At 67.5% G+C, this 18,144-nt stretch carries 16 protein-coding genes; 8 read left to right on the forward strand and 8 right to left on the reverse strand.

Features of this window, described 5'->3' with window-relative positions; genetic code table 11:
• Window positions 1–14: 14 nt before the first annotated feature.
• Together QX204_RS10820 and QX204_RS10825 are read left to right on the forward strand one after the other, a co-directional pair.
• Window positions 15–1,133 (forward strand): glycerate kinase, encoded by a 1,119-nt coding sequence (locus QX204_RS10820; RefSeq protein WP_301906528.1) that lies wholly within the window; start codon window positions 15–17, stop codon window positions 1,131–1,133.
• A 174-nt stretch (window positions 1,134–1,307) separates the two neighbouring features.
• On the forward strand, window positions 1,308–1,520 hold the full coding sequence (locus QX204_RS10825; RefSeq protein ID WP_056820737.1) for a hypothetical protein: 213 nt from the start codon (window positions 1,308–1,310) through the stop codon (window positions 1,518–1,520).
• A 26-nt stretch (window positions 1,521–1,546) separates the two neighbouring features.
• Here the strand turns inward: QX204_RS10825 and QX204_RS10830 are convergent, their stop codons facing one another.
• Window positions 1,547–2,260, reverse strand: coding sequence for a cutinase family protein (locus QX204_RS10830; RefSeq protein WP_301906529.1), 714 nt, complete (start codon window positions 2,258–2,260; stop codon window positions 1,547–1,549).
• 321 nt (window positions 2,261–2,581) lie between these two features.
• On the opposite strand from QX204_RS10830, the gene QX204_RS10835 reads away from it, so the two are divergent.
• Both QX204_RS10835 and QX204_RS10840 read left to right on the forward strand, forming a co-directional pair.
• Complete coding sequence (locus tag QX204_RS10835) at window positions 2,582–4,945, forward strand: arylsulfatase (RefSeq protein WP_301906530.1); 2,364 nt, start codon at window positions 2,582–2,584, stop codon at window positions 4,943–4,945.
• 57 nt (window positions 4,946–5,002) lie between these two features.
• The gene (locus tag QX204_RS10840; RefSeq protein WP_301906531.1) at window positions 5,003–6,370 is read left to right on the forward strand and encodes a hypothetical protein; all 1,368 of its coding nucleotides are present in this window, start codon (window positions 5,003–5,005) and stop codon (window positions 6,368–6,370) included.
• Between the two features lie 19 nt (window positions 6,371–6,389).
• Here the strand turns inward: QX204_RS10840 and QX204_RS10845 are convergent, their stop codons facing one another.
• Window positions 6,390–6,809: an SRPBCC family protein gene (locus QX204_RS10845; protein WP_301906532.1), complete on the reverse strand. Its 420-nt coding sequence runs from the start codon at window positions 6,807–6,809 to the stop codon at window positions 6,390–6,392.
• A gap of 138 nt (window positions 6,810–6,947) precedes the next feature.
• Between QX204_RS10845 and QX204_RS10850 the strand changes: the two genes are divergently transcribed.
• The 3 genes from QX204_RS10850 to QX204_RS10860 are packed head-to-tail and all read left to right on the forward strand — an operon-like array spanning window position 6,948 to window position 10,022.
• On the forward strand, window positions 6,948–7,742 hold the full coding sequence (locus QX204_RS10850; RefSeq protein ID WP_301906534.1) for a helix-turn-helix domain-containing protein: 795 nt from the start codon (window positions 6,948–6,950) through the stop codon (window positions 7,740–7,742).
• Between the two features lie 43 nt (window positions 7,743–7,785).
• Window positions 7,786–8,427, forward strand: a complete 642-nt coding sequence (locus tag QX204_RS10855; RefSeq protein WP_301906535.1) for a TetR/AcrR family transcriptional regulator — start codon at window positions 7,786–7,788, stop codon at window positions 8,425–8,427.
• The gene (locus QX204_RS10860) at window positions 8,424–10,022 is read left to right on the forward strand and encodes an MDR family MFS transporter (RefSeq protein ID WP_301906536.1); all 1,599 of its coding nucleotides are present in this window, start codon (window positions 8,424–8,426) and stop codon (window positions 10,020–10,022) included. Before QX204_RS10855 ends, QX204_RS10860 begins: the two co-directional genes overlap by 4 nt.
• A gap of 66 nt (window positions 10,023–10,088) precedes the next feature.
• Here QX204_RS10860 and QX204_RS10865 read toward each other — a convergent pair whose 3' ends face one another.
• On the reverse strand, window positions 10,089–10,925 hold the full coding sequence (locus QX204_RS10865; RefSeq protein ID WP_301906537.1) for an SDR family oxidoreductase: 837 nt from the start codon (window positions 10,923–10,925) through the stop codon (window positions 10,089–10,091).
• A 125-nt stretch (window positions 10,926–11,050) separates the two neighbouring features.
• Here QX204_RS10865 and QX204_RS10870 point away from each other — a divergent pair, with 125 nt between their 5' ends.
• The gene (locus tag QX204_RS10870; RefSeq protein WP_301906538.1) at window positions 11,051–11,524 is read left to right on the forward strand and encodes a MarR family winged helix-turn-helix transcriptional regulator; all 474 of its coding nucleotides are present in this window, start codon (window positions 11,051–11,053) and stop codon (window positions 11,522–11,524) included.
• A 66-nt stretch (window positions 11,525–11,590) separates the two neighbouring features.
• On the opposite strand, the gene fadD11 is transcribed toward QX204_RS10870, so the two are convergent.
• From fadD11 to QX204_RS10895, 5 genes are read right to left on the reverse strand one after another with little or no spacing between them, the layout of a single operon-like run.
• Window positions 11,591–13,390: a fatty acid--CoA ligase FadD11 gene (gene fadD11, locus QX204_RS10875; RefSeq protein WP_301906539.1), complete on the reverse strand. Its 1,800-nt coding sequence runs from the start codon at window positions 13,388–13,390 to the stop codon at window positions 11,591–11,593.
• A complete protein-coding gene (locus QX204_RS10880; RefSeq protein ID WP_301906540.1) occupies window positions 13,387–14,337 on the reverse strand; it encodes an alpha/beta hydrolase in 951 nt (316 codons plus the stop codon). The genes fadD11 and QX204_RS10880 overlap by 4 nt, the downstream gene beginning before the upstream one ends.
• Window positions 14,334–15,206, reverse strand: a complete 873-nt coding sequence (locus QX204_RS10885; protein ID WP_301907966.1) for a short-chain dehydrogenase/reductase — start codon at window positions 15,204–15,206, stop codon at window positions 14,334–14,336. Before QX204_RS10885 ends, QX204_RS10880 begins: the two co-directional genes overlap by 4 nt.
• A complete protein-coding gene (locus tag QX204_RS10890) occupies window positions 15,206–16,663 on the reverse strand; it encodes a flavin-containing monooxygenase (RefSeq protein ID WP_301906541.1) in 1,458 nt (485 codons plus the stop codon). Before QX204_RS10890 ends, QX204_RS10885 begins: the two co-directional genes overlap by 1 nt.
• A 3-nt stretch (window positions 16,664–16,666) precedes the next feature.
• A complete protein-coding gene (locus QX204_RS10895) occupies window positions 16,667–18,139 on the reverse strand; it encodes an aldehyde dehydrogenase family protein (protein WP_301906543.1) in 1,473 nt (490 codons plus the stop codon).
• Window positions 18,140–18,144: the final 5 nt, after the last annotated feature.

An 18,144-nucleotide genomic window follows, 5' to 3' on the forward strand; every position in this document is an offset into this window, starting at 1 on the left:
AGGAAGTCATTCGCGTGAGGGTTCTGGTTGCCCCGGACAAGTTCAAAGGAAGCCTGACCGCCGCCGAGGTGGCCGACCGGTTGGCGGCGGGCTTGGCGTCGGCGGGCGTCGACAGTCACCGAATGCCGCTCGCCGACGGCGGTGACGGGAGCGTCGACGCTGCTATAGCGGCCGGTTTCGCTGCCTACCCGGTGACGGTGGCCGGGGCTGCCGGTACCCCGAGATACGGGCGGATCGCGGTCGCCGGCGGCACCGTCGTGGTCGAGGTCGCCAGTACCTGTGGCTTCGCCACCCTGCCGAGTGGCCGCATGCTGCCGTTGGATGCGAGCAGTCTCGGTATGGGACAGGCGATCTCGCAAGCGCTGCGGTTGCGGCCGCGGCGGCTGGTGCTGGCTCTCGGTGGCAGTGCCAGCACCGACGGAGGGATGGGGCTGCTCGCCGCGCTCGGCGTCACCTTCGCCGATGTCAGCGGCAGGCAACTGCGCGCGTGCGGACGGAACGCCGCCCGCGTCCACACCGTCGACTCCTCCCGGGCGGTGCGGCTGACCGGGGTCGACATCGTGATCGCAAGCGATGTCACCAATCCCTTGCTGGGGCCGGACGGTGCGGCGGCCGTTTACGGGCCGCAGAAGGGGGCGACCGACGCCGAGGTGGCGTTCCTCGACGCCGCTCTGCGCAACCTCGTGCGAGCGTTCGGCCGCAGCGGCTACCCGGACGCGATGGCTGTCGCGGCCACCGAGGGGGCGGGCAGCGCGGGCGGGATCGGTTTCGCCGCGTTATTGCTCGGCGGCACGATCGTGTCCGGTGCCGAGTTCTTCCTCGAACTGTTCGAATTCGACCGGCACCTGCCCGGATTCGACCTGGTGATCACCGGGGAGGGAAGCATCGACGAGCAGACCGCGAACGGCAAACTGCCTGCGGTTCTGGCCCGGCGCGCCCGTCCTGTTCCGGTCGTCGCCGTCGCGGGCCGGAGCACATTGTCCCCGGATCGGTGGGACGCGGCGGGATTCACCGGCATCTATTCCCTCGGCGACTACACCGTCAGGGATACCGCCGGTGACCCCGAACTGACCCGGCAGCTGCTGACCCGGATCGGCCGCCAGATCGGCCGCGCCACTGCCGCGTCGGCATGAACACGATCGCGCTGGCCCGGTGAATCTCCTCGGCCCGGTTGTGTGTTCAGCTCACGGACGCATCCGTTTGCAGCGGAGGCGCCCTCGTTCGAGGATCGGATGGTGCGGTTTTCCGTTGTGCGCCCCAGCAATTCGGGGCGTGCGCGGCGCGAGGATGCACGGCACGGTTGAGCCATGAACAAGCTCGCGGCGTCGTCCGCCCTCGCTCTCTTCCTGCTCGCCTCCGCCGTCGGCGCGAGCTCCGCGCATGCCCAGCAGCCGGTGGCAGACAGCGGCTCGTCGAGTCTGGACGTGCTCTGCAGCCCGGTCGGTGGTCTGTTGGTCGCGGCGGGTAGTGCCGAGAATCGGTATGGTCCGCTGCTCGTCATGGTGTGCCTGAACCGTTGACCCGGACTCGGTGACGGCGCGGCCGGCTATCCGCCGAGCTGTTCGCCGACGAATGCCGCGGCTTGGTCGCGGGTGTCGTTGAGGAAGTACGCGACGTGGCCGTAACTCACCGCGTTTCCGAACCCGGCGGCCGGGTCGCCGCCCTGGCAGACGCGGTCACCGGCATTGCAGAAGTCGCGCAGGCGGTCGGCGAATTCGGTGAGCGCGCCGGCGCGCAGCGCACCGGTCCCGGACAGGGCCGGATCGAAGTTGCCACGGTTGTAGGGCTCCGCACCGTTGAACAGCGGGCTGCCGAACAGTGCGATGGCGTCGATTCGCGCGGCCGCCTGGTCGGTCAACGCGGTTCGCGCGGCGAGGGAGTTGCCGATAACGCGCGCGCCTTGCGAGTAGCCGAGTAGGACGAGCCGCTGGTCAGGGCATGCGGCAGCGGTCTCGTTCAGCAGCGCGGTCAGATTCTCGACACCGCGCACGGCGCTGTCGGAGGCCATCGAGGCTGGGTACTCGAGTTCGGTCACCGTGGTGCGGCGGCCGGATTCCTGGGCGATCCGTCCGCCCAGCGGAGTGAGCAGCAGGCTGCCGAACTGTGGTTCGAGGGTGCCCCGCACGGTGACGACCCGGACCTGCGCGCAGCCGTCGGGCTGGGAAACCGGGTTTGCTGCCGCCGTCGGGAGTGCAGGCAGCGCCAGTGCTGCGGTGACTGCTGCGGTCGAACACAGCAGAATTCGAGATCTTCCACGCATCCGGACACTGTATTGCGCCCACAGGCCGCATTCAGCGGTTTCGGACTGTTCGAGCAGGGGACCGTTCTGCCGACGTCGTCGAGCCATTTCGTCGGGGTGATCAGTAGTGGGAGTCACTATCAACCCCTCGTGATCTCATCCCAAAGGGGTGAGGACTATCGGCCATCACCGGTCGAGACTCGAACCGAGCACCGCTGGGGTCGATGTCGGGCCGCACGGTGGTCGTCGGCACGGCGGTTCAGCACGCACAGACGTTCCTCGGCACCGCAGTCCGAAGCGGAGTACCCCCCGAATCTACCGAGCGCAACCAGGAGCCTGGTCATGGCGGAACCGAAGGCAGGTCGGACGAACCTCCCGATACCCGATCGCCAACACCTGGGTTTAGTGACCTATGACGCCAAAGACCCCAAGACGACGTTTCCGCCGATCGAGCCGCTGCTGCCGCCGGAAGGCGCACCGAATGTGCTGGTGATCCTGCTCGATGATGTCGGGTACGGAGCCAGCAGCGCCTTCGGCGGACCCGCGGCGACACCGACAGCCGAACGCCTGCAGAACGGTGGCTTGACCTACAACCGCTTCCACACGACAGCGCTGTGTGCCCCGACCCGCGCGGCGCTACTCAGTGGCCGCAACCATCATTCGGTCGGCATGGGAATGATCACCGAGACGGCGACCGCGGCACCCGGGTCCTCCGGCCTGCGACCGAACACCAAGGCCGCGCTGCCGATGACGTTGAAACTCAACGGCTACTCGACAGCGCAGTTCGGCAAGTGCCACGAGGTACCGCCCTGGCAGACCTCACCGGTCGGCCCCTTCGACTCGTGGCCGACCGGCGGTGGCGGCTTCGAGCACTTCTATGGATTCATCGGAGGCGAGAACAACCAGTACTACCCGGCCCTCTATGAGGGAATCACCCCGGTCGAACCGCCCGGGACGCCGGAAGAGGGCTACCACCTCACCGAAGATCTCGCCGATCGCGCCATCGACTGGGTACGGACCCAGAAGGCGCTGGCGCCGGAGAAGCCGTTCTTCGTCTACTTCGCCCCCGGCGCCACCCATGCGCCACACCATGTCCCCGCCGAATGGGCCGATAGATATGTCGGCAAGTTCGCCGACGGTTGGGATGCCCAGCGCGAAGCGATCATTGCCCGGCAGAAGGAACTCGGGGTGGTACCGGCTGATGCTGAGCTGACGCCGCGACCGGACGTGATCCCGTCGTGGGCGGAGATGAGCGACGAACTCAAGCCCGTGCTGGAACGGCAGATGGAGGTCTACGCCGGATTCCTCGAGCACACCGACTTCCACGTCGGCCGGGTCATCGATGCGGTGGAATCCATCGGCGCCCTGGACAACACCCTGATCTACTACATCATCGGCGACAACGGCGCTTCGGCAGAAGGCACTGTCAACGGCGCCTTCAACGAAATGGCCAACTTCAACGGGCTGGCCGCGATCGAGACCCCGGAGTTCATGGCCGAGGTCAAGGACAAACTCGGCGGTGCCGACGCCTACAACCACTATTCGGTGGGCTGGGCATGGGCGATGTGCACGCCCTTCCAATGGACCAAACAGGTCGCCTCACACTGGGGCGGCACCCGCAACGGCACCATCGTGCACTGGCCCGCCGGAATCACCGGAAAAGGTGAGATCCGCTCACAGTTCACCCACGTCATCGACGTCGCACCCACGATTCTCGAAGCGGCGGGGATTCCCGAACCGACGTTCGTCATGGGCGTTCAGCAATCGCCGATCGAGGGCGTGAGCATGAACTACAGCTTCGACGACGCCGACGCACCGGAACGGCACGACCTGCAATATTTCGAAATGGCCGGCAACCGGGGCATCTACTTCCAGGGCTGGAGCGCGGTCACTCGACACAGCACACCGTGGCTACCCAACGAAGAACTCCCGGCCCTCGACGACGATATCTGGGAACTCTACGACGGGAATGTCGACTGGTCTCAGGCCAGGGACCTCGCTGAAGAAGACCCGGACAAGCTCGCCTACCTCCAGCGATTGTGGTTGATCGAAGCCGTCAAATACAACGTGCTACCCATCGACGACCGTCGGTTCGAACGGCTGAATCCGACCATCGCCGGACGCCCGGAGCTGATCAAAGGCACCACACAGGTGCTGTTCCCCGGAATGAAGCGACTCAGCGAGCACAGCGTCATCAATATCAAGAACAGGTCCTTCAGCGTCACCGCCTCGATCGAGATACCGCAGAAGGGCGTCACCAGCGGTGTGATCATCGCCCAGGGCGGCCGATTCGGTGGTTGGGCGCTGTATTTCACAGACGGACACGCGGCGTTCGTCTACAACCTTCTCGGCCAGACCGAATTCACCACGGTCGCAACCGAACCCGTGACGCCCGGGGTCCATCAGGTTCGCGCCGAGTTCGCTTACGACGGAGGTGGGCTGGCGAAAGGCGGTGACCTCACTGTGTTCTATGACGGCGTTCAGGTCGGCAACGGCCGAATCGAGCAGACTCAGCCGATGGTCTTCTCCGCGGACGAGACCACCGATATCGGCGAGGACTACGGGATGCCCGTGAGCGCCGCCTATGCCGGTGCCAGCAAGTTCACCGGCCGAATCGACGTCGTCCAGATCGACGTCGGCGACGATGACCATTCCCATCTCATCGATCCCGCTGATATCTCCCGGGTCGCGATTTCGCGACAGTAGTCCGCTGATCTCACCGTTCGCCCTCGACCAGGGAAATCGTCACATCCAAGGAGCATCGTGAATGCCTCATCCGGAGCTGATGAACCTCTGAACGCTTCCGAGCGCGAGGAACTCGAGCGTTTGCGACGGGAGCGTGCGGAGCTGCTCGGCGCCGAAACCTCGACCGCGGGCCGCGCACAAGCATCCGGTCACCGCGGATTGCGGTGGACGGGTGCGGCGATACTGCTGGTGTTGGTCGTCGTTCTGTCCTTTTTCGCGGTCTTGGCCCGCTACACCCACAACGAGGTCCTCGATTCCGACCGCTATGTCCAGACGATGGCGTCGTTGGGATCGAATCCGGTGTTGCAGGCCGAACTCTCCGATCGGATCACCGAGGAGATCGTGACCCGCCTCGACGTCGAGGCCGTCACCGCCGACGCACTGCGGTCGATCGCCGAAGAGGCTCCTCGGGTGCCGCCCGCCGTGGTCGGGCTGGCGCCGGTGATCGCCGACGAGGCCGAGTCGTTGGTGCACCGGACGGTGGAATCGTTCGTCGCCTCCGACCGATTCGAGGCCCTGTGGATCGAGGCCAACCGGCGGGCGCACGAGCGGCTGGTCGCGGTGTTGACCGGGGATACCCGACCTGGCGTCGAGGTCAGTGACAAGGGCGTGGTCAGCATCTCGCTGGCCCCGATCATCGACCGGGTCCGCGCCGCGTTGATCGATCGGGGATTCGCGTTCGCGAACGAGATCCCCACGATCGACAAGTCGTTCGTGCTGTTCGAATCATCCGAACTCGCCACGGCACAGCGGGCGACCTCAGCGTTGGACAAGGCATCCTCGGTACTGCCCTGGTTGGTGCTGTTGGTGGCCGCGGCTGCGGTGTGGGTGGCACCGAAAGGCGCACGCCGACGGGCCATTTCGCTGGTGGGAGTCAGTATCGCGGTGGCGATGGCGCTGCTGGCCGTGGCGATCGCGATCGGCCGGTCGCTGTATATGGGGGCCGTCCCGGCCGACGCTCTGTCCCCGCAGAGTGCCGCGGTATTGATCGACACGATACTGGTCCCGTTGCGCACCATGTTGCGGGCGGTTTTCGTGCTGGCGGTGGTGGTCGCTGTCGTCGGTTATCTCACCGGATCGTCGGGATCGGCCGTCGCGGTCCGTGGCGCGGGGTCGAAGGCGCTCGACGCGTTGCGGGTGCCGAAGAACGGTCGGGCACCGTATCCGATCGAGTCCGCGGTCGCGCGGTTCCGGGTTCCGCTGCGGGTGATCATCATTCTGATCGCGGTGGCGACCCTGGTGTTCTGGCCGTACCCGTCGGGGGTGGTCGTGGTGGTGACCGTGCTCGTCGCGGTAGCGGCCCTGGTGGTGGTGGAGTTGATCGCTCGACCGGCGCTGGTGCAACACGACACACCGGATGCGGCGGTGCTCACCGGCAACGAATGAGCACCACCGACGAGCCGCGTCACGAGATCGGCTTGCTCGCCCCCGCCTCCAGCGCCGAACGGATCACCGCGGCTCCGTGTTCGACGGATTCGGCGATCGGTGTGGCGAGCACTTCGGGAAGAACATCGGTGTGCCAGATGAACCGCGTCCTGCCGTCAGCCTCCGGTACGGCCTGCATCCAAGCATGGTGATGCGAGGGGTGCAGACTCCCGCCGACCACGGTGTAGGCGACACGCCTGCGCACCGGATCGAGGTCGACGAGCCGTTCGACGACGACGGTCCCGTCGGCGAAGGTGACTGTGCGGGTGTCGGCGTCGAGCCGGGTATCGGTGACGAAGCCCGGAGCTAGTCGTTCGTGGACAGCGCCGAAGTCGCGCAGCACATCCCAGACCTCGTCCGGTGTGGCGTCGACGAGAAACTCGTGGTGAACAGATGCCATGGTGTACTCCTGGTCGAGCCGTGGCGATGGTCTCCTCGGCATGGGTTCGTGCCCACTCAGCATTCAGTCCCGACCGGTTCCCGGTCTTGAAGATCTTTGCGGGGTCGATGTGTCGTAGCCTCGGCGTACGGTCAGCCCATGCTGTGCGCCGTACCCCTTGCCGCCCGGCCGGATTTCACCGTGACCACGGTGACCTGCCACGCCGACCACACCCGATGGTCGGTGCCGGAGGCTTGCGGGGAGCACCGCCTCGTTCTCGTGCGGCGCGGTAGATTCCGGCGTCGAGCCGACGGGGTCGAGGCAGACCTGGACCCGACTTTCGGCTACCTGGGCGCGCCCGGGGAGGAAGAACGCTTCGCCCATCCCGCGGGTGGGGACGTCTGCACCGCGGTGAGCATCGCGCCCGAGTTCTGGGAGGGACCGACGGTTGCGCGAGCGGTGTACATCGACGCGCGCGTCGAGTTGGCCCATCGCAGGTTGCTCGGTGCCGCCGCCCTCGGCGATATCGATGACGCGCTGACCGAGGAACTGCTCCGGCTCGTCGCTCTCGCCACCGGCCGGTCGGCGTTGCGTCCCCGTCCTGCCGACCAGGCGATGGTCGCCGCCGCGCGCCACGCGATCCTCGCCGGTGCGCCCGAAGCCGCTGGGTTGCGGCCGCTGGCCGGACTGCTGACGGTCTCGCCGTACCGGCTGAGCAGGGCGTTCTCCCACCACACGGGTGTCTCACTGACCCACTACCGCAACCGGGTGCGCGTCGGCCGGGCCCTCGATCGGCTCGCCCACGGCGACACCGGCCTCGCCGCTCTCGCCGCCGACCTCGGTTTCGCCGATCAACCCCACCTGACTCGAACCGTTCGTGAGCACCTCGGCCACACCCCGGTCGCGTTGCGCCGACTACTCACTGGGCAAGCGGCCGGGCACACCGAGCAATGATTTGCAGTTTCTGAAATATTGCAGTTTGTGCTAATTTATTGACGTGACTCAGGAGCCGGCCGAACAGGCCTCGATCGGGCTGCGCGAACAGAAGAAGCAACGGACTCTGCTCGATCTATGCCTGGCTGCACGGCGGTTGGCGGTCGAGCACGGGTTGGATGCGACGAACGTCGACGACATCGCCAAATCGGTGGGTGTCTCCTCGCGCACCTTCTTCAACTACTACGACACCAAACTCGACGCGGTGGTCGGACCGATCGAGGAGATCGGCACGCCCGAAGCCAGGCGGCAATTCGTCGCAGGCGGCCCGACCGGTGTGCTCATCGAGGACCTCACCTGGCTGCACGCTGCGGGCTTCCATCCGGAAAGCGAAGTGCGCGAAGGGATCTCGCTGGTCACGAAACTGGTGATGGCCGAGCCGAGGGTGCTCGCGGCGTTCATCGCCTCCGGCGCTCGGATGGAGGCCGCCACGGCCGAACTCCTCTCGGCCAGGCTCGGGGCCGACGTCGCTCCCGAATTCGCCTCGCTCACCGCGGGAATCATGACCACCATCACCACGCGGGCAGCGATGTCGCTGGCCGCTGACCCGAACGGGTCGCTGGCGGCAGCGCTGCACGAGCACTGCGCCATGGCCGCCCGGCTGTTCGATCGGCCGGACGACAGCACAAGGGAGACGCTCCGATGACCACGACGGCCGACTCGCCGCCCACCCCGATCGTCTTGACGCAGAAGCGGATCTGGCTGATCTTCTCCGCTCTGATCGCGGGCATGTTCCTGGCCAGCCTCGACCAGATGATCGTCGGCACCGCGATGCCGACGATCGTCGGCGAACTCGGCGGGGTTTCCCACATGGCCTGGACCGCCACCTCGTATCTGCTCGCCACCACCATCGTGATGCCGATCTACGGAAAACTCGGCGACATGTTCGGCAGGCGCTGGCTGTTCCTGTTCGCGATCGCGGTGTTCACCGCCGCGTCCATCGGCGCCGCCGCGTCGACGGGGTTCTGGGAATTCATCGCCTTCCGCGGCCTGCAGGGCGTCGGCGGCGGTGGTCTGATGATTCTGGCGCAGGCCATCATCGCCGATGTGGTGCCCGCCAAGGACCGCGGTAAGTACATGGCGCCGATGGGCGCGGTCTTCGGCATCACCTCGGTCGCCGGACCGCTGCTCGGCGGTCTGTTCGCCGACCACCTCGACTGGCGGTGGTGCTTCTGGATCAATGTGCCGATCGGCCTGGCCGCGCTGTTCATCGCCTTCCGCTACCTGAACATCCCCAGCCATCGCCCCAAGTCCCGGCCCGACTACCTCGGCATCGTGCTCATGTCGAGCGCGACCACCTTGCTGATCCTGATCACCGACTGGGGCGGCAAGCAGTACGACTGGGGCTCGACGGTGATGGTGTCGATGATCGCCGCCTTCGTCGTGGTGGTCGGGGCCTTCGTGTTCGTCGAGTCGCGGGCCGCGGAGCCGATGCTGCCGCTGTGGCTGTTCCGCAATCGGACCTTCGTGCTGACCTCGCTCATCGGTTTCCTCGTCGGCCTGGTGATGTTCGCGGCGATCGGCTTCATCCCGACCTACCTGCAGATGGCCAGCGGTACCTCCGCCTCGGTGTCGGGCCTGCTGCTGATCCCGATGATGATCGGCATGATGCTCACGTTGATCACCTCGATGAACGCGATCACCAAAACCGGTCGCTACCGGGTGTATCCGCCGATCGGCGCCGCGCTCATCGCGATCGACATGCTGTGGCTGACCCGCCTGGACGCCAACACCTCGATGTGGCTGGTCTCGGCCATGCTGTTCGTGATGGGCGCGGGCCTTGGCCTGATCATGCAGATCATCGTGCTCGTGGTGCAGAACGCGGTGGCGCCCGACCAGATCGGCACGGCGACCAGCGCGAACAACTACTTCCGCGAGATGGGCGGCGCGCTGGGCATCGCCATCTTCGGCTCCATCTTCACCGGCAGGCTGACCGAGAATCTCACCGTCGCGTTCCAGACGAACTGGCAGGAGGCGATGGCGGCGAAAATCGACCCGAGCGCGCTGATCCCCTCGGTGGTCAAGAACCTGCCGGACAAGCTCCACGACGCGATCGTCGGCGCCTACGTCGACGCGCTGGTTCCCGGATTCTGGTACCTGATCCCGGGTGCGGTGCTCGCGTTCGGACTCGCGCTGTTCATCCCGCACCTGACCCTGTCCGACGAGGCGGGCATGGTCGCGCGCGGTGAAGCGGTGATGGAAGAGACGGAGTCGGCCCCGGAACTGGTCAAGGAGGGCTGAGCACAGCCGAAAGCGCCCGGCACACCATCTGGTGTGCCGGGCGCTTTTCGCGGGTGAGGTCGGTGATCAGGAATTCTGATGTGCGGCATCGAGCAGGGGCTGTCCGATGACGCCCATCGCCTGCGAGGCGCCACCGAGCACCCAGCCGCCGTCGGCGGGCAGCACGACGCCGGAGATGAAGTCGGCGAGCGGGGAGGCGAGGAATCGGCAGACGTTGGCGACGTCACGGGGAGTGCCGTAGCGGCGCAGCGGGACGCTGTCGGTGACCAGAGCCCGATCCTGCTCGGTCGGCGCCAGACGGGCCATGCCCTCGGTGCCATCGATCGGGCCGGGGATCACGCCGTTGACGCGGACGCCGTGCGGGCCCCACTCCAGCGCCAGGACCTTGGTGAGCATGTCGACGCCTGCCTTGGCGGCACACACGTGCGCCTGGGTGATCGTCGGCAACTCCGACTGCGGCGCCGAGATGTTGATGACCGAGGCGCCCGGCTTGCGCAGGAATGGGTAGCTCGCGCGCAGGACGTTGAACGTGCCGAGCAGATCGATGTCGACCACCGACTTGAACCCGTTGGCGGACATGCCGAGGGCGGCGGCGGGGAAGTTGCCTGCCGCACCGGAGATCATCACGTCGAAGTCGCCGAACTGCTCATGCACCGATGCCAGGACCGCTTCGGTCGCGCTGTAATCGCGCACATCGGCGCTCCCGCCGATCGCCTCGGCGCCGAGCGCGCGCAGCCGTTCGACGGCCGCATCGACCTTGTCCGTGGAGCGACTGAGCACCGCGACCCGAGCGCCCGCTCGCGCGAAGTCCTCGGCCACACCGAGATTGATGCCGCTGGTCCCGCCCGCGACGACGACGACCTTGTCGGCCAGGTCGATCTTCTGGATGAATTCTGACTCCATGCGAGGCAGACTATCAGTAGTACGAACTATTACTTGTCACGATTATCGGCCGCGGTGGCCGAGGCAGGGTTTCGTCCCGACTACTATCGGTCTGCTGTCCAGTCCAGAAATCGAGGTTCCCGCCAGTGACCGAACCGTTGCTCCCGGATATGGTCGCCGACCACACCACCTGCCTGCTGATCAAGCTCGGACAGGTGATGTTCCGCGTCAGCGAGGACCGGCTCGCCACGCTGGGGCTGCGGACCAGGCACTTCATGATCTTGAAGGTGCTGGCCGGTGACAAGGCCAGCTCGCAGCTCGAACTGGGCACACGCTTGCGCATCGACTCGACCACGATGGTCGCCGCGATCGACCATCTGGAGGCCGCCGGGCTCGCCGCCAGGATCCGCGATCACCGCGACCGCCGACGTTTTCTCATCGAGATCACCGAGGAGGGGATGCGCGCGGTCGAGCAGGCCGACGAGCTGGTCGGCACACTGAACAACGACCTGCTCGAAGGTCTCGATCCCGATGAGCGCACCGACCTGCATCGAGCGCTGCTGGCGCTGAATTCCGGCGATGCGCTGCCGCTGGCCTACGACGCCGTCCGACAACGCTGACGTCCGCCGGACGCCAACAGCCCCAGCCGGAATCAGCTGGGGCTGTTGGCTTTTCGGCTGAGGCGGTTATCCGACGTTGACGATGTCGGCGGACGGGTGCACGGCGTAGAGCTCGTCGATCTGCGTGGAGTACTTCTCGGCGATCACCTTGCGCTTGAGCTTCAAGGTGAGCGTGACCTCGTCGCCGCCCGCCTCCCAGAACGTGGGCAGAACGCGGAAGCGCTTGACCTGCTCGACGCGCGAGAGCTTGCTGTTTCCCGCTGCCACCCCGGCTTCGATCGCGGCGAGCACCGTGGCGTCGACAGCCAGCGCGGCGGCGGAGGCATCGGGCAGCGCGTGTTCGCGCGCGTAGGGCTCGACGGATTCGGCGTCGAGCACGATCAACGCGGTGTTGTAGGACCTGCCGTCGCCGAGGACGGCCATGGCGCCGATCAGGGGGGTGGCGGCCTTGATCGCGTTCTCGATATTGGTGGGCGACATGTTCTTGCCCGCCGCGTTGATGATCATCTCTTTCTTCCGGTCGACGACCCGGAGGTAGCCCTGGTCGTCGATGCTGACGATGTCACCGGTGTGCAGCCAGCCCTCGGCGTCGATCGCCTCGGCGGTCTGCGTGGGCAGCCCTCGGTAGCCCTTCATCACCAGCGGTCCGCGCACATGCAGTTCACCGTCGTCGGACAGCCGTGATTCCATGCCGGGCAACAGCTTTCCGACCGCGCCGAGCTTGGCGTCGCGGGGATGGCTGACGCTGCAGATGCACGACAGCTCCGACATGCCCCAGATCTCGGCGATCGGAATGCCGAGGCCGGCGAAGAAGGCCAGCGTCTGGGGTGGGATCGGGGCCGCGCCCGACATCGCCCACCGCACCCGGTCCAGACCGAGGGCGGCGCGCAGCTTGCTCAGTACCAGTTCGTCGGCGCGCGCCCATTCGGCGGCGAGCTCGGCGGGCACCGGTTCGTCCGCCAACTGGTGGGCGCTGCGGGCCGCGGCGACCGACAGCGCCCAGGCCATGGCTTGGCGGCGGGTTTCGTCGGGTTCGGCCGCGACCTTGAATTCGATGGCGGCCTTGAGCTTTTCCCACACCCGCGGCACCGCGCCCCAGATCGTCGGATGCAGGTCGGCGAGCGCGGCGGCGATCAGCTTGGGGTCGCCGACGCTGGTCACCTGGGTGCCGAGCACCTCCTGGACATAGAGCCCGGTCAGGCGGTCGGCGATGTGGGCGGTCGGCATGAACGAGGTGATGGTGTCACCGAATTCGATGCCGAGGATCTCGGCGATGCCGTACACCTGGAACAGCAGTGCGGCGTGGGTGGTCTCGACGCCCTTGGGCGCGCCGGTGGTGCCCGAGGTGTAGATCAGCGTCGCGACATCGTCGCCGCGCACCGCACGCCAGGCGGCGTCGAAATCGAAATCGTCGCGGCCCGCCGCCAGCAGGTCGGCCACCGACAGGGTGCCCTCGGGTGCCTCGTCGACACAGACGATGTGGTCGAGGTCGACGCCGGAGGAGGCGATCAGCTTCGCGTACTGCGGCTCGCAGATCACCACGCGCGCCGTGGCATTGCCGAGCACATAGGCGAGCTGATCGGGGGAGAGGGTGTTGTACACCGAGAACGAGGTGGCGCCCAGATGCTGTGCGCCGACCTCGAGGGGATAGAACTCCACCCGGTTGCTCATCATCAACGCGACGGTGTCGCCGCGGCGCACCCCGAGACCGGCCAGCCCGGCCGCGACCGCGCGAACCTGGGCCGCGTACTCGCCCCAGGTGATGGTCTTGGTGTCACCGGGGGTGCGCAGCGCGACCGCGTCGGGATAGCGCGATGCGGTGTGCTGGAACGCTGCGGGCAGGGTGTCGAAACGGGAAATGCTCACGAGGCAGGAACTTTCTGGGTCATGACCGCGGGGGCGGTGTCGAGATGGGCGGCGACGAAACGGGCCGCCGCGCGATAGGCCGTCCTCGACTCGGGGACGACGGCGGGGAGTGTCTGGAAGGCATGCATCTGATCCGGCCACACCTGTAGCTCGCAGTGCGCCCCGGTGGCCCGCCAGCGCCGCGCCAGTTCGGTCGCGTCGGCGCCGAAATACTCGGTGTCGCTGGCGTGGATCAGGGTGGGCGGCAACCGCATTCCGTGGACGGGCTGTAGCTCGAACGGTTCGGTGGTGAAGGCGGCGATCGCCTGCCTGGCGATCTGGGTGGACAGCAGACCGTCGCGGTGCTCGTGCTTCTCGTGGTCGACCGCGATGGCCAGACTCAGGTCGGCCATCGGCGAGAACAACACCAGCGCACCCGGTTCGGGTCGCCCCGCGCGGGCGTTCTCGACGGTCAGGTGCGCCGCCAGGAAGCCACCGGCCGAGTCTCCGGCGACGACGATCCGGTCGGCGCTGTACCGCCGAGTCAGCCACCCGAACGCGGCGGCGACATCGGACGGCGCGGCGGGGTAGGGGTGCTCGGGGGCGAGCCGGTAGTCCAGGGTGAACACCGGAAGCTTTGTCGCGGTGGACAATCGGGACGCGACACCGCGATACCCGAGGGCCGAGCCCGCGACGAACCCACCACCGTGGACGTAGAGGACGACCGCGTCGGTGCGGTCGGCGCGCGGCCCACGCACCCACTCGCCGCGAATCCCGTCGGTGTCCACGCGCTCGGTGGTCGTCGCGCGCAACGGCGGCGCGCCCGCCCGCATGGCCTGCTCGATGAGCAGTCGCGACGGCGGCAGCGTGTAGGCGTTCACCGGTGCGAGCGCGGCCAACTGTCCCACGGTGAACGCCGACATCTGCCGAAGCGTGCGAGCCCGCAGCGACCCGCGTTCGGTGCTCATCGGCGACGCTCGATCGCCCGGATCAGCTCGTGCACCGTGGTGTCGGCGGCGAGCCGGTGGTCGAGGACGACATTGATCGCCCCGCGCAGCAGCGCGTAGGGCTCCCACCCGCTGGGGGCGATGGTGCGAGGCGCCCGGCGGGCGATGCCGTCGGCGATCGTGCGGGCCGCGTACTCGGCGGTGATCCGCACATTGAGCGGCCACGGCAGCATCCCGTCGAGCTCTTTGCCCAGGTCGTCGGTATCGAGCATGTCGTGGGTCATCGCGGTGTCGACGATGCCGAAGTAGGCCACGCCCGCGCTGGCCCCGCTCGCGGCGAGTTCCACGCGCAGTGCCCGTCCCAACTGCTCGACCGCGGCCTTGCTCACCATGTACGGCGACCCGCCCATCCCCGGTGCGAAGGCCGCGCACGACGACACCACCACCACATGCCCGCGCGCGGACACGATGTGGTCCAGCGCGGGATGCACGGTGTTGAACACGCCGGTGAGGTTGATCCCGATCACCCGGTCGAAATCCGCCGGGTCCATCGTGCGCACGGTGGCGGGCACCGGCGTCACCCCCGCGTTGGCGACGACCACGTCGAGGGTGCCGAACAGCCGCACCACCTCGTCGACCGTCGCTGCCATCTGCGCTCGATCTGCGACATCGGCGCCGAGACCGTGGGCATCGAGCCCCAACTCGTCGGCAGCTCGGCGGGCCGCGACCTCCTCGATGTCGACCACGACGACCCGCGCACCACGGCGGGACAGGATCGCGGCCAGCTCTCGGCCGATGCCCTGAGCCGCACCGGTGATCAGGACGACCTTGCCCGCCACGTCATAGGAGGGCGCGAACCAGTTGGACGGCGCGAGATCGGGCAGGCGCATCATGCGGATACCTCGTAGGACTCGATGTCGAATCGACGGGTGCGGCGGCGGTATTCGAAACTCCAGTTCGGATACAGCCCGGCGTTGCCGCCTTCGGCGGTGGTGTAGTAGCTCTCGCAGCCGCCGGTGAGCCAGACGGTGTCGGCGCTGCGTTTGCCCATCTCCTCCACGAAATCGCGCTGCACCTGCGGACGGACCTCGACCCTGGTCTCGCCGCGGGCGCGTAGCGTGCTCAGCGCGTCGACGATGTAGGCGATCTGCGACTCGATCATGAACACCGCCGATTGGTTGCCCGCCGCACCGAACGGACCGAGTGTGCAGAAGAAGTTCGGGAATCCGGCCACCGCGGCACCGAGATAGGTTTGCGGCCGCTGCTGGAAGACCTGCGCCATCGAGCGCCCGTCGTGGCCGACGATGCGGTCGAAAACACTGGGCGTGGTGGTGAATCCGGTGCCGTAGATGATGGTGTCCACGGGGATCTCGACCCCGGCGCGGGTGAGGATGGAGTGCGCGCGCACCTCGGCGATGCCGTCGGTCACCACCGCGACATTGTCCTTGTCGAGGGCGGGCAGGTAGGCGTCGGAGAAGATCGCCCGCTTACAGCCGATCATGTAATCCGGCGTCACCTTGGCGCGCAGTTCCGGGTCGCGGATCTGACGCCGCAGCTGGATCCGGCCGAGCAGCTCGTAGGGATGACGGAACCGGTTGTCGACGAATCCGACCAGGCCGAATCCCTCGATCAACGAATACCAGGTACCGCGAACAGCCTTCTGCGCCAACGGGATATGCCGCAGTAGCCGACGTTCGAGCCCGATGGTCGCGCGGTCCATCCGCGGCACGATCCACGGCGCCGATCGCTGGAACACCGTCAGCGCGTGGACCTTCGGCTGGATCTCCGGCACGAACTGGACCGCGGAGGCGCCGGTACCGATCACCGCCACCCGCTTGCCGGTCAGATCGTGATCGTGATCCCAGTGCAGGGAGTGGAAGGCCGTGCCCTCGAAGTTCTCTATGCCGGGCAGCGACGGGTACTTCGCCTCGGCGAAAATGCCCGCCGCGGAGAGGAAGTAGTCCGCGGTGAGCGCACCCCGCGAGGTCTCGATCCGCCACACCGACTGCTCGTCGTCCCAGCGCGCGTCCAGCAGCTCGGTGCCCAGGCGCACATGCCGGATCACGTCGTTGTCCTGGGCGACCGAGCGCAGGTAGTCGAGGATCTCGGGCTGCTTGCCGTAGGTGCGCGACCAGTCCGCGTTGGGCGCGAAGGAGTAGCTGTAGAGCTGGGAGGGGACATCGCACGCACAGCCGGGGTAGGTGTTGGCCTGCCAGGTGCCGCCGAGGTCATCGGCGCGTTCGAGTACGACGATGTCGTCGAACCCGGCTTCGCGCAGCTTGATCGTCAGCCCGATGCCGCCGAATCCGGCGCCGAGCACGACGATGTGCGTGTGTTCTGTGGGCATGGGTCAGCCGATCCTTCCGTGCAGCACCGACACCAGGCGATCGACGACGGTGTCGATCCGGGTGCTGCGGGTGAACGTCGTGAGCGCCAGCGGTGAGGAGAACCGTTGCCGGGTAGTCGCTTTGGCGTAGGTGAACTCGCGCAGGCCGTCGGGACCGTGCACGCGGCCGAAGCCGGAGGCGCCGACCCCGCCCAGCGGCAGCGCGGGGATGGTGGCGTGCGCGACGAACGCGTTGATCGAGGTGGCGCCCGCCTCGATGCGGTCGGCGATCGCGTCGCCGTCGCGCTGGGCGAACACGGTGGCGCCGAGTCCGTATTCGGAATCGTTGACCAGCTCGATCGCCTCGTCCATGGACCCGACCCGGGTCACGACCAGCGTCGGGCCGAAGGTCTCTTCGGTGACCGCCGCGCTGTCGTGCGGCACATCGACCAGGATGGTCGGCTGCACGAACTGGCCGTCGATGGCATCGGGCCCGCCGAGCAGTGCCCGGCCGCCGCGTGCGAGGGCGTCCTCGATGTGGCGGCGAATCACCGCGAGCTGCTTGGGCATGGTGATCGGACCGATCTTCGCCGCGCCCGTCCCGGCGCGCAGGTCGGCCGCGCGGTCGAGCAATTCGGTGAGGAACGCGTCGTAGACGTCGGTGTGGACGTAGATCCGTTCCACCCCGAGGCAGGTCTGCCCGGCATTGGACATGCCGCCCCACAGTGCCGCGTCGGCGGCGGCGCCGAGGTCGGCGTCGGCGTCGACGACGAGTGCGTCCTTGCCGCCGCATTCCATGAGCACCGGGGTGAGCCGTTGCGCGCAGGCGGCCATCACGCGCTTGCCGGTTTCGGTGGAACCGGTGAACCCGATCTTGCCGACCCGGCTGCGGCACAGCGCCGCGCCGGTCTCACCGCCGCCGGTGATCACCTGCAGGACAGGCTGTTCGGGGACGGCGCGCGCGAACGCCTCGGCGAGCCAGACACCGACCCCCGGGGTGTACTCGCTGGGCTTGAACACGACCGCGTTGCCCGCGGCCAGGGCGAACGAGATCGAGCCGAGCGGGGTGAACACCGGGTAGTTCCACGGGCCGATCACCCCGACCACGCCGAAGGGGCGGTACTCGACCCGGCAGGCCTGGTTGACGGTCAACAGACTGGGCGCGACCGAACGCGAACCGAGCACGTCTTTCGCATTGTGCGCGGCCCATTTCAGGTGTTCGAGCGCCATCACGATCTCGAGCGCGGCATCGGAGTGGGGCTTGCCCATCTCCTGGCTCATGATGCGGGCCAGTTCGTCACGGCCGCGGGTGATCTCGGTTCGCCAGCGATCGAGGCGACGGGCGCGCTCGTCGAAACCGGCTGCCCGCCACCAGGTCGCGGCACCGTGGGCCCGGTCGACGGCCGCCTCGACGGCACTCTCGTCGTGGCTGGGATAGGAACCGACCAGGGCGCCGGTCGCCGGACTGTGGACGTCGAAGGTGAGGGTGGTGGTCATGGGGA

It is taken from the genome of Nocardia sp. PE-7, from assembly GCF_030486425.1.
GTDB lineage: Bacteria > Actinomycetota > Actinomycetes > Mycobacteriales > Mycobacteriaceae > Nocardia > Nocardia salmonicida_A.

Coding starts and splice junctions, on each gene's coding strand:
- QX204_RS10825 (WP_056820737.1), top strand. CDS start 1,308: ATGAACAAGCTCGCGGCGTCGTCCGCCCTCGCTCTCTTCCTGCTCGCC.
- QX204_RS10830 (WP_301906529.1), bottom strand. CDS start 2,260: ATGCGTGGAAGATCTCGAATTCTGCTGTGTTCGACCGCAGCAGTCACC.
- QX204_RS10845 (WP_301906532.1), bottom strand. CDS start 6,809: ATGGCATCTGTTCACCACGAGTTTCTCGTCGACGCCACACCGGACGAG.
- QX204_RS10895 (WP_301906543.1), bottom strand. CDS start 18,139: ATGACCACCACCCTCACCTTCGACGTCCACAGTCCGGCGACCGGCGCC.
- QX204_RS10835 (WP_301906530.1), top strand. CDS start 2,582: ATGGCGGAACCGAAGGCAGGTCGGACGAACCTCCCGATACCCGATCGC.
- QX204_RS10850 (WP_301906534.1), top strand. CDS start 6,948: ATGCTGTGCGCCGTACCCCTTGCCGCCCGGCCGGATTTCACCGTGACC.
- QX204_RS10885 (WP_301907966.1), bottom strand. CDS start 15,206: ATGCGCCTGCCCGATCTCGCGCCGTCCAACTGGTTCGCGCCCTCCTAT.
- QX204_RS10865 (WP_301906537.1), bottom strand. CDS start 10,925: ATGGAGTCAGAATTCATCCAGAAGATCGACCTGGCCGACAAGGTCGTC.
- QX204_RS10890 (WP_301906541.1), bottom strand. CDS start 16,663: ATGCCCACAGAACACACGCACATCGTCGTGCTCGGCGCCGGATTCGGC.
- QX204_RS10880 (WP_301906540.1), bottom strand. CDS start 14,337: ATGAGCACCGAACGCGGGTCGCTGCGGGCTCGCACGCTTCGGCAGATG.
- QX204_RS10860 (WP_301906536.1), top strand. CDS start 8,424: ATGACCACGACGGCCGACTCGCCGCCCACCCCGATCGTCTTGACGCAG.